General features: G+C 62.5%; 13 protein-coding genes. 6 read left to right on the forward strand and 7 right to left on the reverse strand.

From position 1 onward, the window contains the following. Positions 1 to 36 precede the first annotated feature (36 nt). On the forward strand, positions 37 to 1,467 hold the full coding sequence (locus SMD27_RS18345; RefSeq protein ID WP_320509884.1) for an aldehyde dehydrogenase family protein: 1,431 nt from the start codon (positions 37 to 39) through the stop codon (positions 1,465 to 1,467). Between the two features lie 312 nt (positions 1,468 to 1,779). Here the strand turns inward: SMD27_RS18345 and SMD27_RS18350 are convergent, their stop codons facing one another. After that, positions 1,780 to 3,096 (reverse strand): Nramp family divalent metal transporter, encoded by a 1,317-nt coding sequence (locus SMD27_RS18350; protein WP_320509885.1) that lies wholly within the window; start codon positions 3,094 to 3,096, stop codon positions 1,780 to 1,782. 484 nt (positions 3,097 to 3,580) lie between these two features. Here SMD27_RS18350 and SMD27_RS18355 point away from each other — a divergent pair, with 484 nt between their 5' ends. The 3 genes from SMD27_RS18355 to SMD27_RS18365 are packed head-to-tail and all read left to right on the forward strand — an operon-like array spanning position 3,581 to position 5,899. After that, positions 3,581 to 4,282, forward strand: coding sequence for a glutathione binding-like protein (locus SMD27_RS18355; protein WP_320509886.1), 702 nt, complete (start codon positions 3,581 to 3,583; stop codon positions 4,280 to 4,282). 13 nt (positions 4,283 to 4,295) lie between these two features. Beyond that, a complete protein-coding gene (locus SMD27_RS18360; protein ID WP_320509887.1) occupies positions 4,296 to 4,988 on the forward strand; it encodes a glutathione S-transferase family protein in 693 nt (230 codons plus the stop codon). Positions 4,989 to 5,023: 35 nt separating this feature from the next. Next, positions 5,024 to 5,899, forward strand: a complete 876-nt coding sequence (locus tag SMD27_RS18365) for an SDR family NAD(P)-dependent oxidoreductase (protein WP_320509888.1) — start codon at positions 5,024 to 5,026, stop codon at positions 5,897 to 5,899. Positions 5,900 to 6,240: 341 nt separating this feature from the next. Here the strand turns inward: SMD27_RS18365 and SMD27_RS18370 are convergent, their stop codons facing one another. From SMD27_RS18370 to SMD27_RS18380, 3 genes are all read right to left on the reverse strand, one after another. Next, complete coding sequence (locus SMD27_RS18370) at positions 6,241 to 7,023, reverse strand: anti-sigma factor family protein (protein ID WP_320509889.1); 783 nt, start codon at positions 7,021 to 7,023, stop codon at positions 6,241 to 6,243. Continuing rightward, a complete protein-coding gene (locus tag SMD27_RS18375) occupies positions 7,020 to 7,580 on the reverse strand; it encodes a sigma-70 family RNA polymerase sigma factor (RefSeq protein WP_320509890.1) in 561 nt (186 codons plus the stop codon). Before SMD27_RS18375 ends, SMD27_RS18370 begins: the two co-directional genes overlap by 4 nt. A gap of 111 nt (positions 7,581 to 7,691) precedes the next feature. After that, entirely contained in the window at positions 7,692 to 8,387 is a 696-nt protein-coding gene (locus SMD27_RS18380; RefSeq protein WP_320509891.1) for a hypothetical protein, read from the reverse strand. Between the two features lie 508 nt (positions 8,388 to 8,895). Here SMD27_RS18380 and SMD27_RS18385 point away from each other — a divergent pair. After that, complete coding sequence (locus SMD27_RS18385) at positions 8,896 to 10,575, forward strand: flavin monoamine oxidase family protein (protein WP_320509892.1); 1,680 nt, start codon at positions 8,896 to 8,898, stop codon at positions 10,573 to 10,575. A gap of 278 nt (positions 10,576 to 10,853) precedes the next feature. Continuing rightward, positions 10,854 to 11,312 carry a carboxymuconolactone decarboxylase family protein gene (locus tag SMD27_RS18390; RefSeq protein WP_320509893.1) on the forward strand — a complete coding sequence of 153 codons (459 nt, stop codon included), beginning with the start codon at positions 10,854 to 10,856 and terminating at the stop codon, positions 11,310 to 11,312. Here the strand turns inward: SMD27_RS18390 and SMD27_RS18395 are convergent. The 3 genes from SMD27_RS18395 to SMD27_RS18405 all read right to left on the reverse strand — a co-directional run bounded on the left by SMD27_RS18395 (position 11,309) and on the right by SMD27_RS18405 (position 17,072). Further along, a complete protein-coding gene (locus SMD27_RS18395) occupies positions 11,309 to 12,883 on the reverse strand; it encodes an MFS transporter (protein ID WP_320509894.1) in 1,575 nt (524 codons plus the stop codon). The genes SMD27_RS18390 and SMD27_RS18395 overlap by 4 nt on opposite strands. Before the next feature lie 132 nt (positions 12,884 to 13,015). After that, positions 13,016 to 15,529 carry a hypothetical protein gene (locus tag SMD27_RS18400; RefSeq protein ID WP_320509895.1) on the reverse strand — a complete coding sequence of 838 codons (2,514 nt, stop codon included), beginning with the start codon at positions 15,527 to 15,529 and terminating at the stop codon, positions 13,016 to 13,018. Positions 15,530 to 15,821: 292 nt separating this feature from the next. Further along, positions 15,822 to 17,072: a S41 family peptidase gene (locus tag SMD27_RS18405; protein WP_320509896.1), complete on the reverse strand. Its 1,251-nt coding sequence runs from the start codon at positions 17,070 to 17,072 to the stop codon at positions 15,822 to 15,824. Positions 17,073 to 17,076 lie beyond the last annotated feature (4 nt).

Below are 17,076 nucleotides of genomic sequence, written 5' to 3' on the forward strand. Positions count from 1 at the left end.
TCCCAATCCGTAACGCTGAGAGTGAAGGTGGTGACTATGTCGAACGCCCTGAAATTCTACATCAATGGCGCCTGGGTCGATCCGGTGACGCCAAAGACGCTGGATGTCATCAACCCGGCCACCGAAGAATCCTTCGCCAAGATTTCCGTCGGCAGTGCCGCCGATGTCGATCGCGCGGTCGCGGCGGCGCGCGCGGCTTTCCCGAAATTCTCGCAGACCAGCAAGGCCGAGCGCCTGAAGTTGCTGAATAAGATCCTGGAAATCTATAATCGGCGCGCCGAGGATGTCGCCAAGGCGGTTTCCGATGAAATGGGCGCACCGATGGGCTGGGCCCGCGATGCGCAGACCTGGGCCGGCCGCGCCCATATGGAAGCGACGATCAAGGCGCTGGAAGATTTCGAATTCGAGCATCAGCGTGGCCATAGCAAGATCGTCAAGGAAGCGATCGGCGTCTGCGCCCTGATCACGCCCTGGAACTGGCCGCTCAATCAGATCGTCTGCAAGGTGGCGCCCGCCATCGCCGCCGGCTGCACCATGGTGCTGAAGCCAAGCGAGATCGCGCCGATGAGCGGCCTGGTCTGGACCGAGATCCTGCACGAAGCCGGCGTCCCGGCCGGCGTCTATAACATGGTGAATGGCGACGGCCCGTCGGTCGGCCAGGTGATGGCCGGGCATAAGGATGTCGATATGGTGTCCTTCACCGGTTCGACCCGCGCCGGCATCATCGTCGCGAAGACGGCGGCCGATACGGTGAAGCGCGTGGCCCAGGAACTGGGCGGCAAGTCGCCGAACATCATCCTGCCGGATGCCGATTTCGAAACTGCCGTGACCAAGGGTGTGGAAGGTTGCTTCGGTAATAGCGGCCAGTCCTGCGACGCGCCGACCCGCATGCTGGTGCCGCTCCAGCGTCATGACGAAGCCTTGAAGATCGCGAAGCAGGCGGCCGAGGCCCATAAGGTTGGCGATCCCAAGGCGGACGGCACAGTACTCGGCCCGGTGGTGAGCGATGTGCAGTTCAACAAGATCCAGCGCCTGATCGAATCCGGCATCGCCGAAGGGGCGACCCTGGTCACCGGTGGCACCGGTCGTCCGGAAGGCCTCAATCGCGGCTATTACGTGCGTCCGACCGTGTTCGGCAATGTGCGTCCCGACATGACCATTGCGCGGGAAGAAATCTTCGGCCCGGTCCTCTCGATCATGCCCTATGAGTCCGAGGAGCAGGCGATCGAGATCGCCAATGACACGGTCTATGGCCTTGCCGCCTATGTGCAGTCGAAGGATATCAAGCATGCCCGCAAGGTGGCGCGCCAGTTGCGCGCCGGCCAGGTCAGCATCAATTATCCGGACTGGGACACCTTCGCGCCCTTCGGCGGCTACAAGCAGTCGGGCAATGGCCGCGAATATGCCGATTGGGGCATCCATGACTTCCTGGAAGTCAAAGGCATCGTCGGCTACGGCGAAGAATAACCTCGCCACTGCTCAGATGTGAAAGCCCGCGCCTCGGATCGTCTCCGGGGCGCGGTTTTTTTTATGCAGAGGCGTTGGCGATGGCCATCGCATCCTATCTACCATCTCCCGCTTGTCACCCTCGGGCTTGACCCGAGGGTCCACCGGAGCAACTGATGAATATTGCCGGATGTACACTGGCGTTCGGCACATCTGGCATCACGACCGGCTTCTGCCATGGACCCTCGGATCAAGTCCGAGGGTGACAACCTCGCTTGTGGCGCGCGTTGTGCGACAAGCATTTCATCGCGAGCAAGTGTGACAATCCTCCGCTCACACAACGAATTGCCAAAGCAGCCAGATATTGCAAGTGAGGATCAGGGCGAAGATCGCCCAGGCGATGGTGGCCAGGACCGGGCCGCTGGCATAGCTGCCCATCAGGCGCTTGCTGCTGGTGAAGCGGATCAGCGGATAGACGGCGAAGGGAAGCTGGATGCTGAGCACGACCTGGGTCGCCACCAGCAGCTTGCCGACCGATCCTTCGCCGAGCCAGAGTACACCGATGAGCGCCGGGCCGAGGGCCAGAGCGCGGGTGATCAGGCGGCGCTGATAACAGGGGATCTTGAGATTGAGGAAGCCTTCCAGGATCACTTGCCCGGCGATGGTGCCGGTGAAGGTCGAGCTTTGTCCCGAAGCGAGCAGAGCAAGGCCGAAGATAACGGCGGCGGCAACCGAGCCGGCGACCGGTTCCAGCAGGCGAAAGGCTTCATCGATCTCGCTCACCGCCGTATGGCCGTTGCTGTGGAAGGCGGTGGCGGCGGTGACCAGGATCGCCGCATTGATCAGCATGGCGATGACCAGCGAACCGGTGATATCCGCCGTGCCGAGCCAGATCGCCTCGCGTTTCGAGCCGATGCCACCGCCCAACAGCCGCGTCTGCACGATCGAGCTGTGCAGATAAAGATTATGCGGCATCACTGTCGCGCCGATAATGCCGACGGCGAGATAAAGCGCGTGAGGCTCGGCAAGGATTTGCGTCTGCGGAATGAAGCCGCGCGCCACATCCGCGATGGCAGGCGATAGCAAGATAAGCTCGATCGCAAAGCAGATGGCGATCGTCGCCACAAGGCCGAGCACGATGGCTTCCAATTGCCGGAAACCCGAGCCCTTCAGATAGAGCACGATCACCGTGTCCAGCCCGGTCAGCAGCACGCCGAGCCAGAGGGGGATATGGAAGAGCAGGTGGAGCGCCAGGGCGGAGCCGAGAACTTCTGCGATATCGCAAGCGATGATCGCCGATTCCGCCAGCACCCAGAGCAGCATGGCGACCGGTTTTGGATATTGTTCGCGGCAGAGCCGCGCGAGATCCCGCTCCACTACGATGCCGAGCCGCGCGCAGAGTGTCTGCAGCACGATGCCGGCAAGGCTGGACAGCGCCACCACATAGAGCAGCGCCGTGCCGAAGCGCGATCCCGCCTCGATATCCGTGGCCCAGTTGCCAGGATCCATATAGCCAACCGAGATCAGCAGGCCCGGTCCGGCAAAGCGCAGCAGCTTCTTCCAGGCCGGCAAGCCGGCGGGAAGGGCGACCGTGCCGCGAACCTCGGAAGGACAGAAAGGGGCGGTCGCGGTGGTCGGTAGGCTGAGCATTGGGGTCCTTTGATCAAGTCAGAATCGGTCGGCAGCACGATACAATGAGACGCGGCGCAACGCAGCCAGCTTGTCAGCCGTTGTGAGTGATTTTGTTTTTAGACGGATGAGAGCCGTCAGTCGCCGCGATGGACCCTCGGATCAAGGTCGAGGGTGACAGGCGGAGGATGGTGGGCATCGTGCGAACTCGTTGGCGGCAATGCCGCCGGTGTCGCGCGACGCCAATTGCAAACAAGGTTGTCACCCTCGACTTGATCCGAGGGTCCATCGTTGAGGCTGATGAACGGCGTCGAGGCCAACTGCCCGGATAGCCGTGTGTGAAAAAGGGATTTACCTGCATAGCTCCCGTCAGGTGGCTACGACTTGACGGCGGGCATCGGAGTCGCGGAGAGTACCTCGATCGACCGGCCGTTCGGCGGGTCACCACCATACGCGACGGGTCATCCGTCATCGTCTCTATTTATGATTCAAAGGATCTGTCCCCATGATCGACCTCCATTACTGGACGACGCCGAATGGCCATAAGATCACGATCTTTCTGGAAGAGGCGGGCCTGCCTTATCGCATCATCCCGGTGAATATCAGCAATGGCGACCAGTTCAAGCCGGACTTCCTGAAGATCGCGCCGAACAACCGCATTCCCGCCATCGTCGATCATGATCCGGCGGAGCCCGGCGCCCCGATCAGCATTTTCGAATCCGGCGCGATCCTGCTCTATATCGCGGACAAGACCGGCAAGTTCCTGCCGAAGGATCTGCGCGGGCGCAATGACGCGCTGCAATGGCTGTTCTGGCAGATGGGCGGCCTGGGGCCGATGGCCGGGCAGAATCATCATTTCTCCGCTTATGCGCCGGAGAAGATTCCCTATGCCATCAGCCGCTATGTCAACGAGACCAACCGCCTTTACGGCGTGTTGAACAAGCGCCTGGCCGATCGCGAATTCATCGCCGGCGATTATTCCATTGCCGATATGGCCTCCTATCCCTGGATCGTTCCCTATGAACGGCAGCAGCAGAAGCTGGAGGATTTCCCGCATCTGAAGCGCTGGTTCGAAGCGGTCCGGGCGCGGCCCGCCGTTGTGCGCGCCTATGACAAGGCGAAGGAGATCAACGAGCAGGCAACCGTGGGTGACGAGCAGTCCCGCAAGATCCTGTTCGGGCAGACAGCTTCCGTCATCAAGAACTGAAGCAAGCCCCAGCATGGCTCGGCTGCTTTATGACCTGGCCGGCGCCGATCCCGCGCGCCGGTTCAGCCCCTATTGCTGGCGCATTCGCATGGCGCTGGCGCATAAGGACCTGCCGGTGGAGACGGTGCCCTGGCAGTTCCTCGACAAGGAGGCCATCGCGCCTTCGGGCCACGGCAAGGTGCCGGTCCTGGTCGATGACGGCAAATGGCTGGCTGAATCCTGGACCATCGCCTGCTATCTGGAGGAGACCTATCCCGACCGGCCGTCACTCTTCGGTGGCGGCAAGGGGCCGGAGCTCAGCCATTATTTCTCGGTGCTCGGCGATACGCTGGTCGGGGCCTTCTTTCGCTTCGTCGCCGGCGATATTGAGAAGGTATTGGCGGGTGAGAACCGCGCCTATTATCGCGAGAGCCGCGAAAAGCGGATCGGCATGACGCTGGAGGAACTGACGGCTGACCGCGAAGGCAGATTGCCCGCTTTGCGGGACAGCCTGGCACCCCTGCGTGCCGCCTTGAAGGCGCAGCCGTATCTTGGCGGTGACAAGCCGCTTTATGCCGATTACGCGGTGTTCGGTGCTTTCCAATGGGCGCGCTGCGTCAGCCCGTTCCAGTTGCTGGCCGAAGACGATCCGATCCGTAGCTGGCGCGACCGGCTGCTGGATGCTTTCGACGGCCTTGCCCGGAAGGCGCCAGCTTTCGATACCTGACGCGGCTTTCGATAACTAACCCGAGGGAGACGAAGATGACGCAGGCTGCTTCCCAGACTTCCTTTCATCCCGCATTGACTGAAGGCCGCGTCGCCGTCATCACCGGCGCGGCGGGCGGCATCGGCCTGGCGACTGCCAAGCGCTTGGCCGAACGCGGCATGAAACTTTGCCTCGCCGATCTTGCCGGCCCCGCCTTGGATGCAGCGGCCGATGCGGTGGCCAGGATCGCCGCCAAGGGGGAGAGCGATGTCATCGCCGTGGCGACCGATGTCAGCAAGCCGGAAGAGGTGCGCCGGCTGAAGGATACGGTCTATGCCGCTTTCGGCGAGGTGGCCGTGCTGATGAACAATGCGGCGATCGGCAATGGCGGCGGGCCCTGGGAGAATTACGACCGCTGGCGGCAATTGCTGGAGGTCAATCTCTGGGGCGTCATCAATGGGGTGCAGGTTTTCGCCCCGGCGATGATCGCCCAGCGCAAGAGCGGTGCCATCATCAATACCGGTTCGAAGCAGGGCATCACCACGCCGCCGGGCGATACCGCCTATAATGTCAGCAAGGCGGGCGTCAAAGTGCTCACCGAGGCGGTGGCACATCAATTGCGCAACACGCCTGATTGCCAGATCACCGCGCATCTGCTCATCCCCGGCTATACCTTCACCGGCATCACCGGCGCGAAGCCCGGCGATGCCAAGCCGGACGCCGCCTGGACCGCGGAACAGGTGGCGAACTTTCTGCTGCAAGGCATGGCGGCGGGCGATTTCTATATCCTCTGCCCGGACAATGCCGTCGCCCGCGAGACCGATAATCGCCGCATGCAATGGGCGATGGAGGACATCATCAAAAACCGCCCGGCGCTGTCGCGCTGGCATCCCGATTACAAAGATGCGTTTGAGGCCTTTGTGAAGCGGTAGGGGCAGCATCGCGTCCTCGTCGATGCACGACGCATAGAACAAGTGAGATTGTCACCCTCGGACTTTATCCGAGGATCCATGCACGAGGTCGGGTGTGATGTCACATGAGGATGTCGGGCACGGCTGCTTGCCGAGCATATATCGTCAGTCGTCCCGATGGACCCTCGGGTCGAGCCCGAGGGTGACAGCCTTGTTTGTTGTGTGCGCTGTGCGACGTCATCGAATATCGGTGTTGCCGGCTATCGCAGGGGTGCTCATGACATATTCACTTGTCACCCTCGGACTTGGTCCGAGGGTCCATCGGGGCGACTGATGAATAACGGCTCCCTTGCCCAGACCAATCAAATCTTGCCGCTGATCTGGCGGCGCACCTCGTCGGCCAAGGGATGCAGCATCTGCGCCGGCGCTTCGGAGACGAGGCTATAGCCGATGCCGTCATTGGCCCAGGCATATCCGGCGACGCTGCCGTAATTGAGTTCCGACATCGTCGCCTCCTTCTCCACCGCCATCGGACGCACCAAAACAGCGATGCGAATGCCCTTGTCATCGTCATAGAGGAACAGGCCGGCGGGGCCATGCGCGGTTGCGACCAGACGGCCGCCCATGAAGCGATATCCGGCCGTGGCGAGATCGGGCACGCTGACCGGATGTTGCAAGCGATTGGAGACCCAGCGGATCAATTCGTCGCGGCCGCCGGCGTCGATTTCCACCGGCCGCTTGCGGTCGGGAGCATAGACCGCATAGCTCGCCGCGGCTTCTTCACCCAAGGCAATGATGCCGGTTTCGGGCGGCAGTGTCAGGCTGCGTGCCGACCATCCGGAAACGCCGCCGAGGGCGAGGCACAGCACCGCTGCCGCAACTGCACGCGAGCCGGGACGGAACCGCCGCCGTTCGCGGGCTTCGATCAGGCGGGCCAGAGAAAGCTCAGGCGGGACCGGTTCTTCGGCGATGGGTTTCAGGGCGTCGCGCAAGGCGTCGCGCTGGGCTGCATAGCCGGCGACGCGCGCGGCGATATCCGGATGGCGGTCGAGATAGGCCTTCACTTCATCGCGCCGGGCAGGCTCCAGCGCCTGATCGACATAGGCCTGCAGATCGTCTTCGCCGATCGGTCGACCGGTGATCATTTAATCCTCCGCAAATGTGTCTGGCCGGATGTGCTTTCCGCCCCGGCCGGCGCCGGTGAATCCATCAGTTGCATCAATTTGTGACGACCGCGCGACAGCCGTGACATGACGGTGCCGATCGGCACATCCAATACCGCCGCCGTCTCGGCATAAGACAGTTCCTCCACCGCCACCAGCAGCAGGACGCTGCGCTGGTCCTCCGGCAAGGCGGCGAGGCCGCGCAGCAGATCGCGATGGCGCAGGGCATCTTCCTGGCTGGCCGGCCGCGCGGGCAAGGCGGATTCCGCATCTTCCAGCGACATGTGCAGACCGCGCCGGGTCCTCTGCCGCAAGCGGCTGGCGGCGAGGTTATGCAGGATAGTGAAGAGCCAGGTCCGCGCATCGCCATCGCTGCGGCGCTGATGCCAGCGGCCGATTGCCCGCTCCAGGCAATCCTGTACCAGATCGTCGGCTGCCGCGGTGTCGCGCAGCAACGCGCGGGCATAACGCCGCAACGCCGGAATCTGCGGTTCGATCAGCAGCATCATGTCATTCATCGCGATGCTTTCGGTCTTCACCACCCGGTTCGCCCAACCTAACCCCCAATACCGGCCCTTTCCAGACTGACGCCGCCATGCCGAACGTTTGCCCGATGGGGATAAGACGCCGGTCGCCGCCTTTTATTCCGGTTAGTCGTCGGGCGCCGGGAAGAGGCGCCGCAGAACCAGATGGGTCGGCCAGAAGACGACGATCGGCATCAGCAGGACCAAGGCGGCGAAGTAAAGATGCGGCGGCAGCCAGCCCTGCGGCTTGGCGTCGCCCGGGCCAAAGACGTAGTTGATATTGACGGGCAGGTTGGGATTGTCGGCCGGAGCGGGTGGCGGTGGCATGAAGAAATAGCAGATGAAGAACAACACCGTCGCGATCACCGTCCATAGCAGAAAGCCACGCCGGTCATAACCGAGACGGTAGACCACCCAGAGCACGAAAAGCGGCAGCCAGAAATGAAAGAAGGAGAGGAAGCGGGTGAAAAATGGAATCGTGTCGCTGAACATATAGGCCGTCATGCCGGTCATTGGCAGATGGAACAGCGAGCCGATGAAGTCCAGCATCCAGACTGCCTGCGGCACCAATATGCCGACCGCCGATGCCGAGGCCAGCAGCGCCTTATCAGTCCAGACCGAGACCAGCGTGAGAAACAAGGCGACATCGCAGAAATAGAGGAAATTGGTCGGCCCGTATTCGCGCCAGTAGGTCGGCACCAATACTGCCACAAATAGCGTGTAGAGCAGTTTGATCCAAATCGGGATGCCGCGGTCGATGACCGCGAAACTCGAGCGACGGGGATGGAAGATCGAGCGCAGGCGATGGCGGCGAAACTGCATCTGTCGCATTCCTTCCTGTATCGGCGGCAGCGATTATAGCCGAAGATGAGAGGCGAGGGGATGAAAGGATCGTGCGGTTGGCGCAGCGAAACGCGCTCGGTCGTTACGGCTGTCATTCGGTCGTTTACCAATCTGCTATCCGGCAATCGTACCCCGTCAAACTCCACACTCGATTGTCACCCTTGGGCTTGACCCGAGGGTCCACAGCCAAGGTCAAGCGCGATGTCCGATAAGGACGCTGATCCGTATCATGCAGGACGCCGTTCATCAGTCGTCCCGGTGGACCCTCGGGTCGAGCCCGAGGGTGACAACCTTGTTTGTTGCAACTGCCCTGCGATAGCTGGCGGAGACCGTGGCATCGCACCGTGCAGACAATAGCGCGCTGGTCGACGACTGGGTGGCCTGTCCGTGGGAACGAATGACGCATCCGCCGGGGTTGAAAGGCGGCCCGGAGCGGGTATAGAAGGACGCGGGATAGGATGCGTGCGTAGGAAGGAAAACGGCGTCGATGGCTGAGGAAAAACAGGTGCAGGACGGGCAGAAGCCGGTCACGATCTTCGGGCCGGATTTTCCGTTTCCGTTCGATGACTGGATCAAGCATCCGGCCGGGATCGGGCGCATTCCGGCGGAGCGCCACGGCACCGAAGTCGCGGTGATCGGCGCCGGCATTTCCGGCCTGATCGTTGCCTATGAGCTGATGAAACTGGGGCTGAAGCCGGTCGTCTATGAAGCCTCGCAGATCGGCGGTCGCTTGCGGTCGCAGCCTTTCGAAGGCGCGCAGGGCGTCATCGCCGAATTGGGCGGCATGCGCTTCCCGGTCTCCTCGACCAGCTTCTATCACTATGTCGACCGGCTGGGCTTGCAATCGAAGCCTTTTCCCAATCCGCTCACACCTGCCGCCGGCAGCACGGTGATCAATCTGGAAGGCGAGACCTATTACGCGCGGACCGCCGATGACCTGCCGCAGCAATTCAAGGATGTGGCAGCGGCCTATAGCCATGCTTTGGAAGAGCATGCGAATTACACCGAGCTGCAAAAGGCGATCCGCAACCGCGATGTGGCGGGCATCAAGGAAATCTGGAATCCGCTGGTGCGCGGCTGGGACGAGCGCACCTTCTATGATTTCGTCACGACCTCATCGGCCTTCACCAAGCTTTCTTTCCATCATCGGGAGATCTTCGGCCAGGTCGGTTTCGGCACCGGCGGCTGGGATTCGGACTTCCCCAATTCGATGCTGGAAATCCTGCGCGTCAATGTCACTGAATGCGACGACCATCAGCGCCTGATCGTCGGCGGCGTGGAGCAAGTGCCGCAAGGCCTGTGGCGGCGCGCTCCGGAGCGCATCGTGCATTGGCCGCGTGGCACGAGCCTGGCCGCATTGCATGGCGGTGCGCCCTTACCGGGTGCCAAGCGCATCCAGCGCCGCGCCGATCAGCGTTTCGATGTGACCGATCGCTGGGGACGCTGCAAGACTTACGATGCCGTCGTCGCCACTTGCCAAAGCTGGCTGCTCACCACCAGCATCGATACCGATGAGAGCATCTTCTCGCAGAAGATCTGGATGGCGCTGGACCGCACACGCTATATGCAATCCTCCAAGACCTTCGTCATGGTGGACCGGCCGTTCTGGAAGGATATCGATCCGGAGACCGGGCGCGATGTCATGAGCATGACGCTGACCGACCGGCTGACGCGCGGCACCTATCTCTTCGATAACGGGCCCGACCAGCCGGGCGTCATCTGCCTGACCTATAGCTGGATGAGCGATGCGTTGAAGATGCTGCCCCTGCCGGTGGAACGGCGTGTCGAGCTGGCGCTCTCCGCCTTGAACAAGATCTATCCGAAGGTCGATATCGCCAAGCATATCATCGGCGATCCGATCACGGTTTCCTGGGAAGCCGACCCGCATTTCCTCGGCGCCTTCAAGGGCGCGCTGCCGGGCCATTACCGTTATAACCACCGCATGTACGGGCATTTCATGCAGGCCAAGATGCCGCCCTCGGAACGTGGCATCTTCCTGGCTGGCGATGATGTCTCCTGGATTCCCGCCTGGGTCGAAGGGGCGGTGCAGACCGCCCTGAATGCGGTCTGGGGTGTCATGACCCATTTCGGCGGCGAGACCTTCAAGGATAATCCCGGCCCCGGCGACGTCTATGACGAGATCGGGCCGATTTCGCTGCCGGATTGACGCGCGCAGACTGTGAATGCCATTCCTGCTTGTCACCCTCGGACTTGATCCGAGGGTCCACAGTTGGGCCGGAATGAGGTACTTTAACGTTCGAAGGAGGTGGAGGGGCTCCATCCCAACGGCGCTCTTCGGTCGCTGCGATAGCCTGTTTGCGATTGGCGCCGTGCGATGGCCGGCAGCAGAATATTTTTGTCACCATTCTGCGCTTATCACGCCGCCTTATTTGCGGCAACCTTGCCTGTCGATACGCCTTCAACACCCAGCCAAGGAGAACGGCCATGAAAGCGCGCCTGAACCCGTACAAAGCTTCTCCCGAGATGATGAAAGCCGTAGGCGATCTCGAAGCCACGGTGGCCGAGAGCGGCCTGGAGCATAGCCTGATCGAATTGGTGAAGACGCGTGCTTCGCAGATCAATGGTTGTGCTTTCTGCATTCACATGCATACCCGCGATGCCCGCGCCAAGGGCGAGACCGAGGAGCGGCTCTATCTGCTGAATGCCTGGGAGGAATCGCCGCTTTATACCGACCGTGAACGCGCGGCCTTGGCTTGGACCGAGGCGGTGACGCTCATCTCCCAGACGCATGCCCCCGACGAGGTCTATGAGCGGGTGCGCAAGGAGTTCAGCGAAGAGGAGTTGGTGAAGCTCACCACACTCATCGCCACGATCAATGCCTGGAACCGCATCGCCATCAGCTTTCGCTCGGTGCATCCGATGACGAAGTCGGCGGCGGCTTAACCGAAATCGGCACCGCCGGGTGGCAGCGGCGCTTTCACCTCATTGCTCATCTTCCGCAGGCTGACGGCGGCGATGATGGCACTGAAGAAAGCCAGCGTACCCGCCGCCGCCATGGCCCAGCGATAGCCGTTGACAAAGGCTTCCTTGATCGCCTGCGAGACGGCCGCCTGTTGTGCGGCCGTCAGCATTTCCGGCAGCTGCGCGGCGGCCAGCTTCGAGCGTTCGGCGGCAAGCGCCTGCAGGGCTTCGGATGGAAGGCCGAGACCCGCTAGTCTGTGATCGAGCGCAACGGCGAACCGATAAGCCAGGATCAGGCCGAAGACCGCGACGGCCATCAAGCCTCCGGTCCGTGCCGCCATGTTGTTGATAGCAGAGGCGATGCCGACCCGGTCCGATCCGGCGGCCCGCATCGCGGCAACGGTGACTGGGGCGACGCAGATTCCCATGCCGATGCCGATGGTAATCAGCGCCGGCATGAAGCCGCGCAGGTAATTCGCCTCGGCATCCGGCACCGCCAGCAAGATGAAGCCGCAGCCCGCGAAAAGCGCACCGGCGATCAGCGGCCGGCGCGGGCCCAGCCGATCCGACACCTTGCCCGCCCAGCGCGACAGGACCGAGACGATGATGACGAAGGGCAGCAAGGCAATACCGGCTTGCAGCGCATTGAAGGATTGAATCTGCATCAAGCGGAAGGGCACGAAGAACAAGGCGCCGGACAAAGCCGCCCAGAGGCAGAAGGTGAATGCCTGGATGCCGGCGAAATCGGCGCGGCGAAACAGCTTCATCGGCACCATGGGCGTGAGGCTGCGGCTTTCGACGAAGATGAAAGCCGCCAAAGCGATGATACCGAGCGCCAGGGTTGCCGGAACTGCCGGATGGGCGAGCCCGGCATGACCGGCTTCGATCAGGCCATAGGTCAGGCAACCGAGGCCGAGCGTGCCGAGCGCCATGCCCGGCCAGTCGAGGCGATGGCGATGCCGGGCGCGGCTTTCGGGAACACGGCGATACAGGATGGCCAAAGCGATGACGGCGAAGGGCAGGTTTATCAGGAAGACCCAGCGCCAGGAGGAGATTTCGATCAGCCAGCCGCCGAAGGCGGGGGCGATGGCAACGGCGATGCCGGTCGAGGCGGACCAAAGGCCGATCGCCTGGCCTTGCCGTTCCGGCGGAAAGGTCGCGGAGATGATGGCGAGGCTGCCCGGCATCATCAAAGCCGCGCCGATGCCCTGTACAGCGCGTGCGGCAATCAGCGTCATCGGTTCCGGCGCCAGGCCGCAAGCCGCCGAGGACAAGGCGAACAAACAGATGCCGAAGCTGAAGATCCGGCGCCGGCCATAGAGGTCGCCGATCGCGCCGCCGGTCAGGATCAAGGCCGAGAGCAGGAGCGTATAGGCTTCCACCACCCATTGCGCCTGGGCGAAGGAGGTACGAAGATTTTCCTGCAGGACGGGCAAGGCGACATTGACGATGGTCATGTCGCTGAAGGCCATGCTGGAGGCGATGATGGTCGCCGCCAGAACCCATCTTTCCCGCATACGTTCCGCGGTCGTCCTGCCTGCCATCGTGGTCATCGATCCGCTGCCCGGTTGAGATCGTTCAAGAGAAATCGTCCGCCGACCTCTATCACGAAACGCCGGACCGGTCCTCAGATTCGAGGCGAGGTTATGTTGAGATTGGGTGACAGGCGCCTTGAACGGACCGCGCTATTTCGTCTGCCGACTGGGCGTGCCGGGCGGGGCTTCGAGGACACCGCCAGGATTATAAGGACGGGGTTTCATCCAGGCGTCAGGCGACTGTTCCGGCGGTGTAAAGCCGGCACCGCCCGAGGGATCGTAGGGCTGCGCCTTCAACCAGGCGTTGGGGGCCGGCGGCTCCAGATACTTCATTGCCGAGCGCGATTTCTTCGGCTCGACCCGGGCCGGCCCAACCTTCTGCGGCTCGGTGCCTACCGAGGCCTCGGTTGCATCCGAGCTTGTTCCAGCCGGTTCGGCTTGCGGTTGGACGCTGGCCTGTTGCGGAGCCGGCGCCTGTGACGGCGACGCTTGGGGCTGTGTTGGTTGCGATTGTGGCGCCGGTGCCGGTGGGGAGGCCTGGCTCTGCGAGGCCGGGCTCTGCGGTGTTGGAGCTTGCGATTGCGCCGTCGCCGGCTGCGGTGGCGGCGTCTTGTCCAATGAAACGGCAGGCGGCGGTGTCGGCGCTTTCGCCGTTGCCGTGGGCGCTTGTTCGCCTTGCTGCTGCGATCCCGGCGGCTGCGATCCCGGCTGCGAGGTTGCCGTCTTTTCCGGCGGGGGGCCGCCGAGCATGTCGAGACCCATGGCAACGACGGCATTCAAGCTGAAGCCTTGCTCGCTCAGTTTCTCGAAACGGGGCTTGAGGTCGGGATAATAATAGATCACAGGTCCGACGATCAAAGCGGCCAAAACCAGCAACACACCGACCGGCCGTTCCCAATGCCAGCGTTCGCGCGGCCCAGGCCAGATATCGTCGCCGCTGCCGGCGCGCAGATCCGGCGGCACCGACAGATCGTGCAATTCGCGCAGGTCGGGCGAAATGCGAAGTTGCGGCCGTTGCTGCATTTCGGGATCGTAGAAATCCGGATCGGCACCGCGATCATAGGCACCGGGATCATAGGCGGGGTCATAGGCCGCGGGACCATAAGCGGCCGGATTATAGGCATCGCGATCATACGCGTCGCGGCGTCGCTTCTCCGCTTCGCGCGGCGGGCGGTTTTGGGGTTCCGATGGATTGCGGCGCTCTGCCTGTTGCGGTGCCGGATTACGCCTGTCGTCCGGACGTTGCGCATCGCGTTTTGCCTCGGGTCCGCGGCGCGTCGCGCGAAAGGCTGCATCATCGTCCTGCTGGCGATAGGGACGTGATGGACGTCCCCGTCCGAGCAACTCCGGCCCCGGGGTGTCGAAATTCGAAATGTAATCGGTCATAGGCGCGTCATGCGGCATCGCATTCGGCGGGGGGCTCGGCTGGGGGCTCGGCTGGGCGTTTGGCTGGGTGTTTGCCCGGGGGGTCGGCTGGGCGTTCGGGCGAGCGCTTGGCGTCGCGTTCGGCCGGGCGCGGAACGGATTGACCGGCGGATTGACCGGTGGATTGCCCTGTGGATGGCTTGGCCGATTACGATCCGATGGATAAGCGGGGGCTTGCCGGAATTCAGGCTCGCGTAAGTCGGGCTGGCGGAAATCATCGCGGCGCGGGTGGTGTGGGCCACGCGTCGGCTGTGACTCTCGCCCCGCCGGATTTTGTGCAGGTCGCATCGGCGGATAGTGCTGGTCAGATCGGAGCTGCGGCCCGGCCTGGCGCAATCCCGGCTGCGCGTCCGGACGATGTCCTGACGATGGCAATCCGTTCGGTTGCCGCGCTGGCGGTTGCTGAGCTGCCTGCTGCCGGCGCTGCGCTTCGATCCGTTCGAACACCGAGCGCTGGAATTCCTTCAGCGCGAGCGCCTCAGGGTCCGTGGGCTCCGGCCCATTTTTCGCATCCCGTACCGCGGGCTTCGTCGTCTCCAGGCCGATGCGTTCGGCGCGTGGCGGATCGGTTGGCAACGCCGGACGCGTATCGAAACGATCCGCGTGCCGGGCTTTAGCAAGATTGGGGAAGGGATGCGCGAATTCGTCGTTGGGCTGAGCGGCGCGCTCTTCAGGCGCGGCTGCCTTTTCCCCCAGATCGTCGCCGCCGATTTCCGGAGGCTCAGTGCTCCCGCTATTGGGGGGCGTGATGTTTGGCGTTATCGCTTTTTCAGCGGCAAGTGTTTCTGCCGCCGATCTATCCGGCGGCATGGAGACGCCAGAAGCCGGCGCTTGTGCGGTCGGAGCCCGCGTGAGGGAGTCGCGGGCCGGTTCGCGCGGCTTTGCCGGCGCCGTTGCATCCGCTGCCGGCTTTGCCGCGGCCTTTGCTTCCGAAGTGTCTTTTGCTGAAGTTTTTGCGGCAGGCGTCGCAGCGGCCGGAGCCTCCTTTGCTGCGATTGGCGCAGCGCCTGTCGCCTCGACCGGCGTTTCCGTGGCAGGCATCTCCGTGGCAGGCATTTCCGTGGCGGAGGTCTCCGTGGCGGAGGTGTCCATAGCGGGCTTCTGCCTGACAGTCGGCTCCTGCGCCGGTACATCTTTCTCCGCGGCATTATCCGAGGAGAGCCGGCCACCGCGGCTCAGCCGCGCCATTTCCGCCGCGACCTCCTTCGCAGACATGCGGGAGAGGTCGAAACGTTCCAAATCCTGTCTCGCCGATTTCCTGTCCACGGCGCTACGCCAGTCCCTTATCGCAGATGGAAGACGCTGCACAATTCATCATTCGGATCGTCCCATTCGATCATGTGCAACATCGCAAGGCCGCACAGACATCTTGCCCAAACATCTCGTATGGCCACGTGGCGCAAGAACGTCCGGGACCACGCCCAGTTCCCTCAGCGTGATCGCTTTATTGTGACTTGCCTAGTCATAAAATGGTCCTATCCATCTCACGCGCGGCCCGCTTCGATCCTAAAGCTTGCGTGCGGCCTGAAGATCATCCGCCAAGACCCTGCGACAAAATCTCTACGGCCTTATCGAGCTGCGGATCTTCGCCGCCAGCATAAGGGAGCGAAAATGGAACCTCGATGGTCGGCGTAACGCCGCGCCCCTCCAGCCGCTCGCCATCGACGGCGACATCCGCAACAGCGAGCAAAAGCAAGCTGTCATCGGCCAATAAAAATGCGCGGGCGGCGAGCAAGGCCCCGGCGGTTCGGCTACCGATGACATCGCCGACGCGGTATTTCTTGAAGCCATAAGCGAGCACTTCCTTGCCGCTGCGGCTGCCCTCGTTGATCAGCAGAGCAACGGGCTTGCGCCATTTCACATTGACGGGTGAGCTGTCGCCATCACGCTCGGTCAAGGTCATGGTGGGACCGAGATCATCGAAGATATCGAGATAGTCCGGCTGCGCGCCGCCCCAGCCGTCACGCAGATCCCAGACCAGTGCATCGGCATCCTTCAACTTGCCGACAGCAAGCTGTTCTTCCAGCATGTCCTGATAGCGATCGCTCGCATAGGACCAGATCCGGATATAGCCGATTTTCTTGCCGCCGGCTTCGATGATGCGGGCGCCGTCCGCCATCGCATCGAGAAAGGCCTGCGCCGGCTTGATCATCACCGGTGTCAGGACGATCTCCTCGACCGGACTGTCTGCGTGCCGGCGAATGCGGATCTTTACCTGCTTGCCGGTCTTGCCGGCAAAGGAATTGACGGCTTCGAAGGGCTTGCCATCGACCGCGAGAATTTCATCGCCGACCTTGAGATCGGATCCGGCGGCGGGCAGGCCGGCAATGATGCCGGAGATGAAAATCTTGCCGTCGATCTTTTTGGTGAAGATGCCGATGCCGGGATATTGCACGCCATCGGGAAAGAGCTGGCGCAATTGGCGATGCAGCGAAGCGGCGAAGATATCGAGCAACTGATAGTAAGCCGGATCGTCCGGGCGGTAGCGCGCCGTATGCGAGGCATGCAATTCCGCCAGCATGCGATCGATCACCCCGGCCTGGGCATCGGCATCGGCCGCCGCTTCCGCCTGCGGCCGATACTTATCACGCAACGCCTGCCAATCGGCGCCATTGAAATGCGGATCGTAGAAATCGCGATCGACGATGCGCCAGACTTCATCGAAAACGGCGATATCGGCTTTGAGGACGGATGAGGTTTCGCCACTTGGTGCCTCGGCCTCGGCCATCGACAACGGATAGAACGCGAGAATGCCGATCAGCAGGATTGCGCGCCAAAGCATGCCG

It is taken from the genome of Dongia soli, assembly GCF_034044715.1.
Taxonomy (GTDB): domain Bacteria; phylum Pseudomonadota; class Alphaproteobacteria; order Dongiales; family Dongiaceae; genus Dongia_B; species Dongia_B soli.